14 protein-coding genes are annotated in these 15,364 nt (G+C 71.9%); 2 read left to right on the forward strand and 12 right to left on the reverse strand.

From position 1 onward, the window contains the following. Positions 1 to 10 precede the first annotated feature (10 nt). Positions 11 to 1,522, reverse strand: coding sequence for a class I adenylate-forming enzyme family protein (locus PHZ_RS14005; RefSeq protein ID WP_012523078.1), 1,512 nt, complete (start codon positions 1,520 to 1,522; stop codon positions 11 to 13). A 106-nt stretch (positions 1,523 to 1,628) separates the two neighbouring features. Between PHZ_RS14005 and PHZ_RS14010 the strand changes: the two genes are divergently transcribed. Both PHZ_RS14010 and PHZ_RS14015 read left to right on the forward strand, forming a co-directional pair. Further along, entirely contained in the window at positions 1,629 to 2,438 is an 810-nt protein-coding gene (locus tag PHZ_RS14010; protein ID WP_148216874.1) for a thioesterase family protein, read from the forward strand. Next, complete coding sequence (locus tag PHZ_RS14015; protein WP_012523080.1) at positions 2,435 to 3,214, forward strand: thioesterase family protein; 780 nt, start codon at positions 2,435 to 2,437, stop codon at positions 3,212 to 3,214. Before PHZ_RS14010 ends, PHZ_RS14015 begins: the two co-directional genes overlap by 4 nt. 14 nt (positions 3,215 to 3,228) lie before the next feature. On the opposite strand, the gene PHZ_RS14020 is transcribed toward PHZ_RS14015, so the two are convergent. The 11 genes from PHZ_RS14020 to PHZ_RS14070 form a co-directional block, all read right to left on the reverse strand. Continuing rightward, complete coding sequence (locus tag PHZ_RS14020) at positions 3,229 to 4,395, reverse strand: CaiB/BaiF CoA transferase family protein (RefSeq protein WP_049758260.1); 1,167 nt, start codon at positions 4,393 to 4,395, stop codon at positions 3,229 to 3,231. A 20-nt stretch (positions 4,396 to 4,415) separates the two neighbouring features. After that, positions 4,416 to 5,195: an enoyl-CoA hydratase-related protein gene (locus PHZ_RS14025; protein ID WP_012523082.1), complete on the reverse strand. Its 780-nt coding sequence runs from the start codon at positions 5,193 to 5,195 to the stop codon at positions 4,416 to 4,418. A 34-nt stretch (positions 5,196 to 5,229) separates the two neighbouring features. Beyond that, on the reverse strand, positions 5,230 to 7,554 hold the full coding sequence (gene cofH, locus PHZ_RS14030; RefSeq protein ID WP_012523083.1) for a 5-amino-6-(D-ribitylamino)uracil--L-tyrosine 4-hydroxyphenyl transferase CofH: 2,325 nt from the start codon (positions 7,552 to 7,554) through the stop codon (positions 5,230 to 5,232). Then, positions 7,551 to 8,207: a 2-phospho-L-lactate guanylyltransferase gene (gene cofC / locus PHZ_RS14035; RefSeq protein WP_012523084.1), complete on the reverse strand. Its 657-nt coding sequence runs from the start codon at positions 8,205 to 8,207 to the stop codon at positions 7,551 to 7,553. The genes cofH and cofC overlap by 4 nt, the downstream gene beginning before the upstream one ends. After that, positions 8,200 to 9,150 carry a 2-phospho-L-lactate transferase gene (cofD, locus tag PHZ_RS14040; RefSeq protein ID WP_012523085.1) on the reverse strand — a complete coding sequence of 317 codons (951 nt, stop codon included), beginning with the start codon at positions 9,148 to 9,150 and terminating at the stop codon, positions 8,200 to 8,202. The genes cofC and cofD overlap by 8 nt, the downstream gene beginning before the upstream one ends. Then, positions 9,147 to 9,818 (reverse strand): NADPH-dependent F420 reductase, encoded by a 672-nt coding sequence (gene npdG, locus PHZ_RS14045; protein WP_012523086.1) that lies wholly within the window; start codon positions 9,816 to 9,818, stop codon positions 9,147 to 9,149. Before npdG ends, cofD begins: the two co-directional genes overlap by 4 nt. After that, positions 9,815 to 10,948, reverse strand: a complete 1,134-nt coding sequence (locus PHZ_RS14050) for an acyl-CoA dehydrogenase family protein (protein ID WP_012523087.1) — start codon at positions 10,946 to 10,948, stop codon at positions 9,815 to 9,817. The genes npdG and PHZ_RS14050 overlap by 4 nt, the downstream gene beginning before the upstream one ends. Positions 10,949 to 10,952: 4 nt before the next feature. Next, on the reverse strand, positions 10,953 to 12,128 hold the full coding sequence (locus PHZ_RS14055; protein ID WP_012523088.1) for an acyl-CoA dehydrogenase family protein: 1,176 nt from the start codon (positions 12,126 to 12,128) through the stop codon (positions 10,953 to 10,955). 29 nt (positions 12,129 to 12,157) lie between these two features. Beyond that, entirely contained in the window at positions 12,158 to 13,393 is a 1,236-nt protein-coding gene (locus PHZ_RS14060; RefSeq protein ID WP_012523089.1) for a CaiB/BaiF CoA transferase family protein, read from the reverse strand. Positions 13,394 to 13,396: 3 nt separating this feature from the next. Beyond that, positions 13,397 to 14,434, reverse strand: a complete 1,038-nt coding sequence (locus PHZ_RS14065) for an LLM class F420-dependent oxidoreductase (RefSeq protein WP_012523090.1) — start codon at positions 14,432 to 14,434, stop codon at positions 13,397 to 13,399. A 94-nt stretch (positions 14,435 to 14,528) separates the two neighbouring features. After that, entirely contained in the window at positions 14,529 to 15,347 is an 819-nt protein-coding gene (locus PHZ_RS14070) for an enoyl-CoA hydratase-related protein (protein WP_012523091.1), read from the reverse strand. Positions 15,348 to 15,364: the final 17 nt, after the last annotated feature.

Here is a 15,364-nt window from a genome sequence, read left to right on the forward strand (position 1 = left end):
CTGAGGCCGCTCAGGCGGCCAGCGGACCGGTGAAGAGCTTCCTGAGTTCGGGTTGGCTGACCTTGAGCGAAGGCGTGCGCGGCATCTCCTGGAGCGCCTTCAGCTGCGCCGGGACCTGGTACGGCAGCAAGCGCTCGCGCAGGAAGGCGCGCAGCTCCTCCTCGGCGGGCGCGGACGCCCCCGATTTCACGATGTAGGCCGCGACAGGCACCTGGCCGAGACGCGGGTCCGGGACGTCGACGACGGCCGCCTCACGGATCGACGGATGCTGCTCCAGGGCCCGCACGACGTCGTCGGGGAACACCTTGAAGCCGCCCCGGATGATGGCGTTGTCGAAGCGCCCCTTGATCCAGAGGAAGTTGTCCGGGTCTAGCACGGCCAGGTCCGTGGTGCGGAACCAGTCGCCATCGCCCAGGTGGTCCGCCTTGAGCTCCAGCAGGCCTTCCGTGCCGAACGGCAGGATCTCGCCGGTCTCGGGATCGACGATGCGGGCATGGCAGCCCGGATTCATCCGCCCGACCGAACCGCGCTTGTCCTTGTGGTGGGCCTTGAAGTCGGCGAGCGTCCAGCCGGCCACGCCGCCGGCGAACTCGGTGGCGCCGTAGTTCTGCAGCACCGGGATGCCGTAGCGTTCGAAGAAGGCGTCGCCCAGGTCCGGGTCGAGGGGCGCGGTGCCGGCCCGGAAGGCCACAAGACTGCTGAGATCCTCCTTCGGCACGTCGGCGTCCAGGATCATCCGCAAGGCGGACGGCGGAGCGCCGGCGACCTTCGGCCGGTGGCGGCGCACGGCATCGACCCAGCTTTCCACGGTGAAGCGGCCGAGCAGGCAGGACTTGCGGCCCGCGGCCACGCAGTTGAACAGGCCGAATACCCCGCTGATGTGCGCGAACGGCGCATTCAGGATCTGCACCCCGCCGCGCAGCTTCGGCGGATCGTCGGGCCGGCGGTTGTCGTAGACCCCGGCGTCGATCACCGCCTGCTCCAGGGTCCTGGCCTTCAGCGGCACCCGCTTGGGCGCGCCGGTCGTCCCGCTGGTGAGCATCTCGACGGCGATTCCGGGGGCGTCCCGGCGCAGATCCGAGCCAGCGACCGTCTCGAGTCCGGGGACCAGCCGCACGGGATCGGATCGGTCGCCGGTCAGCTCGAGCCCCAGGCATCCGATCTCACGGGCGGCCGCCAGGATGGCGGGCCGGGCCCAGTCCTCGGCGCAGCCCAGGATGGCGGGGGGCCGCAGCGCCAGGATGTCGGCGCTCAGCCGCTCGTCCGGCAGCATCGGGGTGAGCGTGACCACGCAGCGATCGGTGATCACCAGCCCGATGATTCCCGCGGCGATCGAAGAGGTGTTCCGCAGCAGCCCGCCGACCCGCACGCCCGCGCCGAGCCCGGCCTCGTTCAGCATGGCGTCGAGGCGGTCGATCACCTGCTCCAGGTCCGACCATGTCCACCAGCTCCCGCCGTGTTCGATCGCCTCTGCGTCCGGCTGCAACTGCAGCACGCCGCGGACCAGCTGGGCCAGATTCATTACGGGGACTCTCCGGAGAGTTTGCTATGACCTGTTTCACTTATATAACGAATTGAGCCGCAATCAACTGGTCATCGGACCGGACCAGCGGATCGAGGAGACGGGCATGCGTGAGTACTTGTACGGTCGGACCGGAGAGCGGTTCTCGCCCGAGGCCGCGGCGATGAGCCCGTGGGACCGGCGGCTTCAGGGCGGGGTGGCCCTCGGCGCGCTGCTGACGCATCTGGTCGAGGAGACGCCCGCGCCGTCCCCGATGCTGCTCACGCGGCTGACCATCGACATCATCCGCCCGGTGCCGTTCCAACCGCTGGTCGGGCGGGCGGAGATCATTCGCGACGGCCGGAACATGCAGAATATCGAGGCCCGCCTCGAGCACGAGGGCGCGCTGGTCGCCGCCGCCTCGGCCGTCCGCGTTCGGCTGGCCGAGACGCCCGCCAGTCCGATGACCGGTGACTATCCGCCGCCGGAAGACGCGCCCGACCGCCCCCTGGTTCGCAGCGACAGGCGGCGTGGCGGGCTCGAGACCCGCATCCTCTCCGGAGGCCTTCTCGAGAGCGGCCCGGGACAGGCCTGGGGCCGGCCCGCCATGGACCTGTTTCCCGGGACGCCGGTCTCGCTGACCGCGGGGGCCGCCATGGTGGCCGACATCGGTAGCGCCGTCTCGTCGGAGGTGGATTCCCGCCGCTGGAGCTTCGCCAATGTCGATCTGGTGCTCCACTTCACCCGCGCGCCCGAGTCGGAGTGGGTGCTGATCGACGCGCGGACGCTGAGCGCCGGCAACGGCGTGGGCCTGGTGGATTCAATCCTGGCCGACCGGCGCGGGCCTTTCGCGCGCGCTCACCAGACGCTGTTCATCGCGCCCCAGCCTGCGGCCCCCACCCGTCCGGCCGCCGCGGTCACGGAGGTCGTGCGTTGAGCCGGGCGGCCTTCTACGTCCAACGGGAGGGGCGCTTCGAACCGCTTGTGCCGGCGACGGGCTCCTGGAACCGCAGTCATCAGAACGGCGTCGCCGTCGGCGGGCTTCTGGCGCGCGCCATCGAGGCGACTCCCGTCCCCGCGCCGATGGTCACGGCGCGGCTGACCGTCGACATCATGCGGCCCGTGCCGTTCCAGCCGGTGGAGGCGCGCGCCCGTGTGCTTCGGGAGACCGCGCGCATGCAGGTGCTGGAGTCCGAGATCGTCGTCGACGACGTGGTGCTGGCCCGCGCCCGCGCGCTGCGCCTGCGCGAGGAGCCGACGCCCCCGGCGGTCGAGCCGCCCCTGCCGCTGCCGTTCCCCGAGGACCTGCCCCCGGTCCCGGTCACCAGCGTGCTCGGACGCGGCCATCCGATGGAGACGCAGGTGGTCAGCGGCGATCCGCGGCAGCCCGGCCCCGGGGCCTACTGGACCCGGTTCAACGCCGACCTTGTGGCGGGCGAGGCGCTCGGCGGCTGCGCCCGGGCGGTCATGGCGGCGGACATCGCGAGCGCGCCGTCCTCGGTCCTGGACCGCAAGGCCTGGAGCTTCGCGAACGTCGACCTGTCCGTCCACTTCACGCGGGCGCCCGAGGGGGAATGGGTGCTGATCGCCTGTGAGACGGTCACCGACGGCAACGGCGTGGCCCTGGTCAACTCGGTCGTCAGCGACCGGACGGGACCCTTCGGCCGCGCGCACCAGACCCTGTTCATCGCCCCGCTCCCCCCGAAGGGCTGAGCCGGCGCGCGCCTTCAGGCGCCCAGCCATTCCCGGAGGACCTCGTCGGTATGCTCGCCGAGGTCGGGCGGCGCCTTGGCCGGCCCGATGGGGGTCTCGGAGAACCGCATCGGCGTGGCGACGTGGCGTATGCCCTGGCCGTCGGGCCGGATCATGTCGCAGACGACGCCGCGCGCCTTGGCATGGTCGCACTCCAGCGCCTCCCCGACTGAATAGAGCGGGGCGCAGACGATGTTGGCCGCCTGCAGGCGGGCGACCCATGCGGCCGTGGATTCGGCGGCGAACAGCCGGTTCAGTTCGGCGTCGAGCTCGGCCTCGTTCGCGGCGCGCAGGGCGTTCGTCTCGAACCGCGGATCACGGCTGAGGTCGGGGCGGCCCAGGACGTCGCAGAGCTTGCGGAAATCGGCCTCCCGAAAGGCGGACAGCGTCATCCGGCCGTCGCGGGTCTCCACCAGCCGGGCGGGCGCGGCGCCCTTGACCCGGTTGCCCGCGCGGGACGGGGATGCGCCCGTCACCAAGTACTCCTGGGTCCGCACCGTCAGCGCCGAGACGCCGACGTCGAACAGGGCGATGTCGATGTGCTGTCCAGGTCCCCCGTTGACGCGCCGATGCCACAGGGCCGCCAGGATGGCGGCGAGCGCGGCTTGGCCGGTGGCGTGGTCGACCAGCGGCGCGGCGTTGCGCTGCGGCTCGCCGTCCGGCTCGCCGCACAGCGACATCATCCCGGTCATCGCCTGGAACACGCTGTCGTACCCCGGCTGTCGCGCCATCGGGCCGGTCTGGCCGTAGCCGGTGATCGAACAGTAGACGAGGCCGGGGTTGAGCTGGCGCAGGCTCTCGTAGTCGAGCCCGTAGCGGGCCAGGTCGCCCACCTTGTAGTTCTCGACGAACACGTCGCAGCGGGCGGCCAGCCGGCGGACTAGGTCCTGCCCTTCAGCGGTTCGCAGGTCGAGCGTCACCGACCGCTTGCCGCGATTGGCCGAGATGAAGTCGGTGGTCTGCCCCTCCACCGGGACGCCGTCCCGCAGCAGCTTGTTGCGGCCGATCACCCGCATCTCGTCGCCGCCTTCGGGGTTCTCGACCTTCACGACGTCGGCGCCCAACTCCGCCAGCATCTGGGTGCAGAGCGGCCCGGCGATCACCCGCGTCAGGTCCAGGACCCGGACGCCTTCCAGCGGCATGCCCACGGAACGCTCCTCCCTCACTCTCCCCTCCAGACCGGCGCACGCCGTTCCAGGAAGGCGCGCATGCCCTCCTTCGCATCCGCGCCGCTCATGAGGCGCGTCAGCGCCGCGCGGGCCTCCGGCCAGAGGTCCGTCTCCGGCGCCTCGGTCGCCCGCCGCGCCAGGGCCAGGCTCTCCTGCACCGCGAGCGGCGCGCAGGCGGCCACGGCCTGCGCCAGGTCGACGGCCTGCTCGAGGACCTCGGCGTCTGGGGCGACGCGGTTGACGAGGCCGAGTCGTCCCGCCTCGGCGGCGTCCATCGTCCGGCCCGTGAGCACCAGCTCCATGCCGATCGCCCGCGGCAGCGCCCGCACGGCGCGGAATACGCCACCGCCTGCGGCCAGGAGGCCTCGCCGCGCCTCTGGCAAGCCGAACGTCGTGTTCTCGCCCGCCACGATCATTTCGCAGGCCAGGGCCATCTCGAAGCCGCCGCCCAGGGCCGGGCCGGCGACCGCCGCGATCCAGGGCTTCCTGCGCGGCTGCCGCGTGAAGCTCGGGCGCGGGTCTCCGTCCGGGCGCAGGAGGTCCCCCGCCGCCATGGCCGCGAGGTCCGCGCCGGCGCAGAACATCCCGGGCGTGGACGACGCCAGGACGCCGGCGTTCAGCCCGGGGTCCTCGTCGACCTGGCGCACCGCCTCGAGCAGCCGCTCCGAAATCGCCCGGTTGATAGCGTTGCGCTTCGCAGGACGGTTCAGCAACGCCACGAGGACGGGGCCGCGTCGTTCCAGGAGCAACTCGTCGGACTGCTCAGCGGACATCTGCACCTCCCGTCCGGCGCATCGCCGCGCCCCTTCAGGCCGCCGCTGGGGCGCAGACGGCCGCGTCGGCATAGAGCGTCGTCCGCCGGATCGGGCAGCGGCCGGCGGCGAGGATGGCGGCCTCGAGGTCGCCGACGCCCAGTTCCTGGCCGTGGGCGGCGCCGGCGGCCCGGCTGATCGACTCGTTCATCAGGACCCCGCCGAGATCGTTGACGCCGGCCGCCAGCAGCGCAGAAGCGCCGTCCAGCCCGAGCTTCACCCACGACGCCTGCACGTTGCGGATCTGGCCGTGCAGCGCGATCCGGCCGACCGCATGCATCAGGACGCTCTCGCGCCAGGTCGGCCCCCGCCGCGCCTCGCCGCGCAGGTAGACCGGTGCCTCCATGTGCACGAACGGCAGGGGCACGAACTCCGTGATCCCGCCGGTGCGCGCCTGCAGGTCACGCAGGGCGAGGAGATGGCTGGCCCAGTGTTCGGGCGTCTCGACGTGGCCGAACATGATGGTCGAGGTGGTCGGCAGGCCGATCCGGTGGGCGGTCTCCACGACCTCGAGCCACTGGGCGGTCGTCAGCTTGTCCGGACAGATCCTGCGCCGGACGTCGTCGTGCAGGATTTCGGCGGCGGTGCCCGGTAGGGACCCCAGGCCCTCGTCCTTCAGCATCCGCAGGAAGTCGCCGACCGGAATCTCGAGGGTCTCGGCCCCGTGCGCGATCTCCAGGGGCGAGAAGGCGTGGACGTGCATTCCGGGACAGGCCTCCTTCACCGCCCGCACGACGTCGAGGTAGGTCCGGCCCGTGAAGCGCGGATGAATGCCGCCCTGCAGGCACACTTCGGTCGCCCCGCGGTCCCATGCCTCCTGCGCGCGGCGCGCCAGTTCCGGGAGCTCCAGCACATAGGGCCGATCGCGATGCCCGGCCTTCGACGAGGCCTTGGAGAACGCGCAGAACGAGCAGCTGTAGGCGCAGATGTTGGTGTAGTTGATGTTGCGGTTGACCACGTAGCTCACCGCATCGCCGCAGGTCTCCCGGCGCAGGTCGTCGGCCGCCGCCGCGATGTCGGCGGCCTCGGCTCCACGCGCGGCGAACAGGCCGACGAGGTCCGCCTCGGCCGGCGCCCGTCCGCCGCGGACCGCCTGCAGGCAGCGCTCGAGGACGCGGTCCCGCACCAGGGGCGGCGCCGGCACGCCCGTTCCGAGGGGGTCGGCGGGGCCGCCGGGCGCCTTCCCCGTTACGCCCGGGCTCCACGCGCCGTCGCGCGTGAGGCCCACGGAGTCCGACAGCCGCAGGACGGCCCGGCGAACCCCCGGCTCCATCCAGCGCTCCGCCTCGCGCACGAAGCGCGGATAGGCCGTGAGCCGCTCCGTCAGCCGGCGGCCGGCCTCGGCGCAGGTCGCCTCCAGCGCGGCGATCTGGGGCCAGGGCGCCTCGGGGTTCACGTGGTCTATGGTGACGGGAGAGATTCCGCCGAAGTCGTCGAGGCCCGCCTGGATCAGCGCCGCGGCGGCGCCGGGACTGAGGTTCGGAGGGGCCTGAACGCTGACGGTCTCGGGCAGGATCAGCCGGGCGGCGGCGAGCGTCCACAGCAGCTCCTCGGCCGGCGACTCGGGCGCCGAGGCCATGCGGGTGCCGGGCTTGGCCCGGAAGTTCTGCACGATGATTTCCTGCAGATGCCCGTGGCGGTCGTGAAGCGCCTGAAGCTCAAACAGGGCGTCGAGCCGCTCCTCGCGCGTTTCGCCGATCCCGATCAGCAGCCCGCTCGTGAACGGAACCTGCGCCTCGCCTGCGGCCGAGATCGACGCAAGACGCACGGCAGGATGTTTGTCCGGAGAGCCGAAGTGGGGGCCGCCGCGCCGGCACAGGCGCTCGGATGCGCTCTCCAGCATGAGCCCCATGGATGCCGACACCGGGCGCAGGCGGGCGTAGTCCTCCGCCGAGAGGACGCCGGCGTTGATGTGGGGCAGCAGCCCGGTCTCCTCGAGCACCCGCCCCGCCGCGAAGGCGAGGTATTCCACGGTGGAGGCGAAGCCCAGGCGATCGAGCGCCTTGCGGGCGGCCGGATACCTGAGCTCAGGCTTGTCGCCCAGGGTGAAGAGCGCCTCCTTGCAGCCCGCCCGGGCGCCGGCGCGCGCGATCTCCAGCACCTCGTCGAGGTCCAGGTAGGCCGAAGGCGCCGCCCGGGGCGCCTTGGCGAAGGTGCAGTAGTGGCAGACGTCCCGGCAGAGCTGGGTCAGCGGGACGAACACCTTGCGCGAATAGGTCAGCGTCCTGCCGAAGGCGGCGTCCCGCCGGGCCCCGCTCTCCGCTGTCAGCGCCTCGATCGGCGACCGCATCAGCCGCCGCCGCAGGTCCGCTTGCTTCATTGGGCTCTCCAGCGGCTCTTGAGATCGCTCAGGACTTCGGCCGTCCGCCGGCCGCAGGGCCCGCGCGCCACCTCCACCGCGTCCTCGGGCCGATCGAGGTCGAGGGCCAGCGACCCGGCCTCCACCAGCGCGCAGGACAGCCCCCGCGCGCGGGCCTGCCGCCGGTGGCGCGCGCAGCTCTGCGCGCCGAACTGGGGCGTGAAGGGGACCCCTGCGCGGACGGCCAGCAGGCCCGTCCCCCCGTCACGGGAAGCGAGCGCGAGCACCAGGTCGTGCGTTCGCAGCAGCAGCAGCGCGGCGTCGACGTCCTGCGCCCGCAATGTCGGCAGATCGCCCGGAAGAAGCACGATGTCCGCGTAGGGCGCCTCCTCGGCCGCCGCCGCCAGACCGCAGCGGAACGCAGCGTTGAGGCCGGCAGGCCGCGGCTCGCGGATCACCCGCGCGCCGGCGGCCGCCGCCAGCCGCTCCAACCTCTCGGTGGGCGTGACCACCCAGACGCGGCGGACGGCCCCGGCCCCGGCCCCGGCAAGCGCGTCGAGCATGTCGAGCAGCATGGCCTCGACGAGCGCCGCGCGCTCGGCGTCGCTGAAGACCGCCGCCAACCGCGACTTGGCCCCCAGGCCGCCCCGGACCGCGAGGATCGCCTCAGCCACGACGCAGCTCCTCGGCGAAGGCGAGCGTGGCCCGGGCGAGCTCGATACGATCGACGTCGCTCCGCATCACCGAGGGGGCGAGCCGCGCGCGCATCCCCACCGCCTCGACCGCCTTCGTGTCGGCCGCGTCGGAGCGATCCAGGACCAGGCCGTCGATCAGGCCAGCGTAGTGGGCGGCCACGCCGGCGTTCCCGTCCGGCGCGCCGAGCTCGGCCATGAGCTTTGCCGCCGGCCCCTTGATGGCTTGGCCGCCAACGATCGGCGAGACCGCCACCTTCGGGACAGGACATCCGGAGAGCGCCGCCCGAACGCCGTCGACGGCGAGGATGGGGTCGACGCTCAGATAAGGGTTTGAAGGACAGAACACGATGGCGGCCAGGTCGTCCCGCGCGAGCGCGCCGGCCAGGCCGGGGGACATCCGCGCGCCCGGCGTCCCCTCGAACCGGATGGCCGCCACCCGCGGCGCGCAGCGCTCACGGACGAAGTAGTGCTGGAAGCTCAGGTCTCCCCGGTCGGTGGCCAGCCGGGTCCGCACCGGGTCGTCGGACATAGGCGTCACCCGGTGCAGGACGCCGAGCGCGCCGGCCAGGGCGGCTGTCGCTTCCGAGAGGCTCTCGCCCGCGGCGAGCCGGCGGGTCCGTTCGACATGGGTGGCGAGATCATGGTCCCCCATGTTGAACCAGTCCTCCCCACCGAGGCGGCTGAGGGCGGACATGAAGCCCCAGGTCTCTCCCGCCAGGCCCCAGCCCCGCTCGCGGTCCGCCAGGTCCGCGAGCGTGTAGACGACGGTGTCGAGGTCCGGCGCGATGTGCAGGCCCAGGTGCACGAAGTCGTCGGCCGTGTTCACCGCGATCGTCAGTTCGTCCGGCCCGAGCAGCCGGGAGAGGCCGAAGGCCAGCTTCGCCCCTCCCACGCCGCCGCACAGGGCCAGGACGTGGCTCATCCCGCCTCGCCGCCTCCAAGACCGGTGAAGCGGACCCCGGCGTGGCCGCCGTAGTGCTTGTTGAGGAAGATCAGCACCGACGTGAGCGCCTCGGCGGCGGCGGAATTCGCCAACGCCCCGGCATGGAACGCGCGCAGGCCCGCCGCCTCGGCGAGCGCCACCGCTTGGGCCCGGGCGTCCTTCTCGTCGCCGAAGACGAGGACGTCGCAGTCCAGGTTTCCGTCGCCGCGGAGCAGGTCGGCGGGCACATTGTGGAAGGCCGAGACGACGCGGACGCCCTCCCCGGCCAGCCGCGCCGCGATGGCGGCGGCGCAGCCTTCCGGCGGCAGCTGCACGCGGGCCATGCGGGGCGGAACGAGGGGCACCGTCGTGTCGACGAGCACCTTGCCGGCTAGTTCGGGGCCGACCTCCTCGATGACGGCGGCCTGGGCGGCGAAGGGCACGGTCAGGACCACGACCGCGCCGCGGGCCGCGGCGGTCCGGTTGTCTGCGCCCTCGATGACGCCGCCTGCGCCCCGGCGGCGCACCTCCTCGCCGAGCTCGGCCGCCGCCTGGCGGGCCTTCTCCGCGTCGCGCGAGCCGATGAACACGTGGCGGCCGGCGAGCGCCCACCGCCGCGCGAGCGCGTACCCGAGGTTCCCGGCGCCGCCGAGGATGGCCACCGTCATGCGAGGACCTCTTCAGCCCGGGCCTTGTCCTGGGGCGGCCGGTCCGGCTCGGCCCGCGGCGCGGTAAGCGACATCGCCCGCGCCCGGTGGAGCGACGGCGGTCCGCCGAAGGCGAAGTCGAACATCGCCCGCTTCACCCAGATCTGGAGGTCGTACTCCCAGGTGTAGCCGATGCCGCCGTGCAGCTCGACCGCGGTGCGCCCGGCCTCCATGAAGCGGTCGCCCAGGTGGGCCTTGGCCATGGCGGCGGCCTGGGCCCGCTCGTCGGGGGCCTGCTCGAAGGCCACGGCCGCATACCAGTAGAGACCCTGGCAGGGGGCGATCTCGGCGGCGAGGTTGGCGAGTTGGTGCTTCACGCCCTGGAAGCGGGCGATCGCCTGACCGAACTGTTCCCGCGTCTTGGCGTATTCGGCGGTCATGTGGAGCACCCGCATCGCGCCGCCGAAGGCGTCGGCCGCCAGCAGCACACACAGCGCATCCCGCAGCAGAGCGCAGTCGCCCGCCGGCAGGCGCTCGGCCCGCGCGTCGCGGAACGTCACGTTCCAGAGCCGGCGGGTGCGGTCGGCGACGTCGAGCGGCTCGCAGGCGAGGCCGCCTGCCTCGGACGCGACCAGCGCCAGACCGCCGTCGGACAGCCCGACGACGAGGACGTCGGCGACGGCCGCGTAGGGCACGTTCGCCTTGGCGCCGGACAGGCGGCCGTGGCCGTCGAGGCCCAGGCTCCACTCCTTGGGCCGCCAGCGCTCGCCCGCCTCCGCCAGGGCGACCGTGCCGATTTTCTCGCCCGTAGCCAGGCGGGGCAGCCACGCCTGCTTCTGGGGCTCGGTTCCGAACCGCTGGATGGCGAGAGCGGCCACGACGTGACCCAGGAACGGCCCCGGCGCGGCCTCATACCCCAGCGCCTCGGCCACCAGCGCGACGTCGATCCAGTCCAGGCCGAGCCCGCCGAACTCCTCGGCGATCCCGACGCCGCCGACGCCGAGGGCCACCAGCCCGTCCCAGAACGGGCGGTCCAGCCCGTCCTCGCTCTCGAATGCGCGCCGGCGCACGCCGGCCTCGGCCTGCTCGGCGGCGAAGCGCCGGACGGCGTCCTGCAGCGCCGCCTGCTCGTCGGAAAGGTGGAAGTTCATGCCCTCAGCTCCCCGGGTCTCGAGGAAGGCCCAGGCCCCGCTCGGCGATGATGTTGCGTTGGATGTTCGAGGTCCCACCGGCGATGGTCACCGACATCGAGCGCATGATCCAGAACATCGCATCCATGTCGTCCCGGGTTACGCCGGGGCCCGGCATCAGCAGGCCCGCGTCGCCCGCCGCCTCCTGGAAGAGGCGCGCGATCTTGAGGCCGACGTCCGTGCCGACCAGCTTGTTGCAGAGCCCGGCGAGCCCGGGATCCTGCCCCACCGTGTCCATCGACATCTGCCGCAGCACCGAATAGCGGTGGGCCATGGCGTAGCCCTCCACGCGGGCCAGCTCGTCCCGGAACACCGGATCCTCGATCAGCGGGCGGCCGTTCCGGCGGGCGGTTCGGGCCTGGTCCTTCACGCGGCGCAGCAGATCGTCCATCGCCTCCGGCGCGTTGACGCTGGCGCGCTCGAACGAGAGCGTCGTGCGGGCGACCGACCAGCCCTCGCCCCTCTTGCCCACGATCCAGTCGGCGGGCGTCCGCACCTCGTCGAAGAACACCTCGTTGAAGTGCGCCTCGCCGTTCATCTGCTTCAGCGGCCGGATGGTGATCCCCGGCGCCTTCATGTCGAGCAGCAGGTAGGAGATGCCCGCGTGTTTCGGCGCGTCGGGCTCGGTGCGCACCAAGATGAACATGTAGTCCGCGGCCCGGGCGTCGGAGGTCCAGATCTTCTGGCCCGCGATCACCCATGCGTCCCCGTCGAGCACGGCCCGGGTCCTGAGCGAGGCCAGATCGGAGCCGGAGCCCGGCTCGCTGTAGCCTTGGCACCACACGAGATCGCCCGCGAGCGTCGGGGCGATGAAGCGCCGCTTCTGCCACTCCTCCCCGCGGGCGAGCAGCGTCGGCGCGAGCATCTTCTGGCCAATGCCGGCGAGTTCGCCGGGCGCGCCCCGCCTGGCGAACTCCTCGCGGACGATCCGGTCCTTGAGGGGATCGGGCGCCTGGCCCGAGCCGCCGTACTCCCGCGGGAACCGCCGGTAGAGGAGCCCGCGCTCGGTCGCGAGCCGCCGGAACGCCTTCGCATCGGCGGCCTCATCTCCCGAGGGCTGGCGCGGCGGCCAGGCCTCGGCGAGGAACTGCAGGACCTCCTCCCGGAAGGCGTCGTACTCTTCGCCGAGGGTCAAATCCATGCTCTGCTCTCCGTCGATGCGGCGCTCGGTCAGACCGCGCCCTTGCTCCGCAGTTGTTCGATCTCACCCGCATCCATGCCCAGCACCTCGCCGAGGACCTCCTCGGTATGCTGGCCAAGCCGCGGGGGCGTGGCGAAGGGGCGGACCGGCGTCTTCGACAGCCGGATCGGGCTCGCGATCAGCGGGGTTTCGCCGGCCGTGGGATGGGGGGTCTTCACCACGATGCCGCGATGCCGCACCTGCGGGTCCTCGAAGGCGTCCGCGATGGTGTTGATCGGCGCGCACATGACCCCGGCCGCCTGGAACAGCTCGATCCACCGCCGCCGCGGCCGGGTGGCCAGCACTTCCTCCATCTCGCGGGTGAGCGCAGCGACGTTCTGCACGCGCGCCTGCCGGGTCGCGAACCTGGCGTCCGCGGCCATCTCCGGCCGGCCGAGCGCGCGGGCGAGGTTGGCGAACTGGGTCTCGGAACCCGCCGACAAGATGATCTGGCCGTCGGCCACGGCGTAGAGCCCCGCCGGCTGGTTGCCCGGCGTGCTGGCCCCGTTGCGCTGGGGCACCTCTCCCGAGACCAGATAGGTCTGCGCCCGGTGCGACAGCGCGGCCATCTGGCAGTCCAGGAGGGAGATGTCGATGTGCTGGCCGCCGCCGCCATTCATGTCTCGATGCCGGAGGGCGGCGAAGATCGCCACCGTGGCGTACATGCCGGCGGTGAAGTCAGAGATCGCCACGCCCACCTTCTGCGGCGGCACGTCGGGATCGCCCGTTATGCTCATCAGCCCCGACATGGCCTGGAAGAGGCTGTCCAGACCCGGCTGGTGGGCATAGGGGCCCGTCTGCCCGAAACCGGTCACCGAGCAGTAGACGAGGTTGGGATTCAGCGCCGCGAGTGACTCGTAGTCGAGCCCGTGGCGCTTCAGGTCGCCGACCTTGTAGTTCTCGACCAGGACGTCGCTGGCCGCCGCGAGGCCCCGGATCAGCTCGCGTCCTTCCGGGCTGGCCAGATTGACGGTGATCGACTTCTTGTTGCGGTTGACCGCCAAGTGATAGGGCGAGTCATCGTCGCGCCCTTCCCTGTCCTTCAGGAACGGCGGACCGTAGCCGCGCATGTCGTCGCCGACCCCGGGCCGCTCCACCTTGATCACTTCCGCGCCCAGGTCGCCGAGGATCTGGGTCGCCCAGGGCGCAGCGACCATCCGGCTGAGGTCCAGCACCCGAACGCCGCTGAGCGGCAGCTTGTCCTGGGGGGTCTGCGAAGGCTCCACGCGCTACTCCCGTGCGATCTTGGCGATCAGCTCGATCGCTTCGTCGGTCATCTTGCGGAAGGTGATCCCGGTCAGGCCCGAGTCACGCCAGGCCGCCCACCGCTCGCGTATGCGCTCCGGCGGGCCGACCAGCGATTCCTCGTCCAGGTAGTCGTCGGGGACGGCGGCGGCGGCTTCCTCCTTGCGCCCGGCCAGGAACAGCTCCTGGATCCGCTCGGCGGCCTCGCCGTAGCCGCGGTTGACCATCGTCTCCTTGTGGAAGTTCTTCTCCTTGGCCCCCATGCCGCCGACGAACAGGGCGACGTGGGCCTTCAGCGGCTGCAGCGCCGCCTTCACATCGTCGGCGATGACCACGTTGGCGATCGCGCCGCGGATCTCGAACCTGTCGAGGGTCATGCCGTCGGTGCGGCGCGCGAAACCCTCCTCCAGCAGGGGCCGGTATCGCTTCAGGTCGCCCGGCACGAAGTGCATCGCCAGCCAGCCGTCGGCGACCTCGGCGGTCATGCGCACGTTGAGCGGGGTATCGGTGCCGAGGTAGACGGGGATGTCGCCGCTGTGGAGGATGCCCTTCAGCGGCTTGCCCAGACCGATGCCCCCCTCTCCTTGGTAGGGCAGGCTGATCTCCTTGCCCTCGTGGGACACCGGGCCTTCGCGGCGGAAGATCTTCTTCAGGATGGCGGCCGTGTCGCGCAGGCGGGGATTGGGCTTGCCCCAGGGGCGGCCGTACCAGCCCTCGACAATCTGCGGTCCGGACGCGCCGATGCCCACGATCATCCGGCCGCCGCCGGCCAGGGCGTCGATCGTCTGGGCGCACATCGCCAGGTTGGCGGGCGTGCGCGCGTCCAGCTGGGCGATCCCGGTGCCCAGCTTGATCCGCTTGGTGTGGGCCGCCAGGTACGCCAGCGGCGTCATCGCGTCGGCCCCGTAGGTCTCCGCTGTCCAGACCGAGTGGAAGCCCAGCCGCTCGGCCAGCTGAACCCGCTCCACGGGCGGCGTATAGTTGGGCTTGTCCCCATATCCGATCGCTAGGCCGAGCTTCATCCCTGTCCGCGACCACGAGATCAGTCGCGCCTCCAATTCTTTTTATTAGCTAACTACGTATACCCATTCCGCGAGACCGTACAAGGCGCGGCCCTCAGGAAGGCGGGCCACGCGTCGCGGCCTGGGCCGCTTCCAAGAGGCGACGCTCCTCGATCTCGTAGCTGCACAGGGTCATGGTGGTCGCTTCCAGATCCAACACCTCCTCGAGGGCGCCATCCTCGGCCGCGGCCAGGTTGCGCTTCATGAAGCCGTAGGCGTGCGTCGGACCCGTGGCGATGCTCAGGGTCAGGGCCTGCACGTGCGTCAGCAGCTCCTCGTCCGGAACCACACGGTGCACCAGGCCGAACGCCAGCGCCTCCGCCGCGGTGCGCCGCTCCGAGAGCAGGTACAGCTCCCGAACCTTCGCGGCCCCGAGTATCCGCGACCAGAACCAGCTGCCGCCGAAGTCCCCCGACAGGCCGGCCTTGCCGAAGGCGCTCGTGATCACGGCTGACTGAGCGGCGATCCGCAGGTCGCAGGCTCCGGCCAGCGACAGTCCGGCCCCTGCACAGGCGCCGTTGATCATCGCGACGGTGGGCTTTGGCATGTCGTGCAGCAGGCGCGCCGCCTCCGTCAGCCGCCGCAACCTGGCGATCTTGGCCTCGATGGTCTGCGGCCGCTTCCGCTGCTCCGGCGGCAACAGGGCGTCCGCGGCGATCTCCGCGTCCTTGTTCTTCAGGTCGCCTCCGGAGCAGAAGCCGCGGCCGGCGCCCGTCAGCACGACGCAAGCGACCTTGGGGTCGGCGGCGGCCCGCTGCACGGCCTCGAGCAGTTGCTCCATCAGTTCGCCGTTCATGGCGTTCAGCCGCTCGGGACGGTTCAGCGTGATGGTCATCACCCCGTCCTGCACGGCCTCCAGAACGCTTCGGCTCATCGGTCCCTCCCACGCCA

The organism is Phenylobacterium zucineum HLK1 (assembly GCF_000017265.1).
Taxonomy (GTDB): domain Bacteria; phylum Pseudomonadota; class Alphaproteobacteria; order Caulobacterales; family Caulobacteraceae; genus Phenylobacterium; species Phenylobacterium zucineum.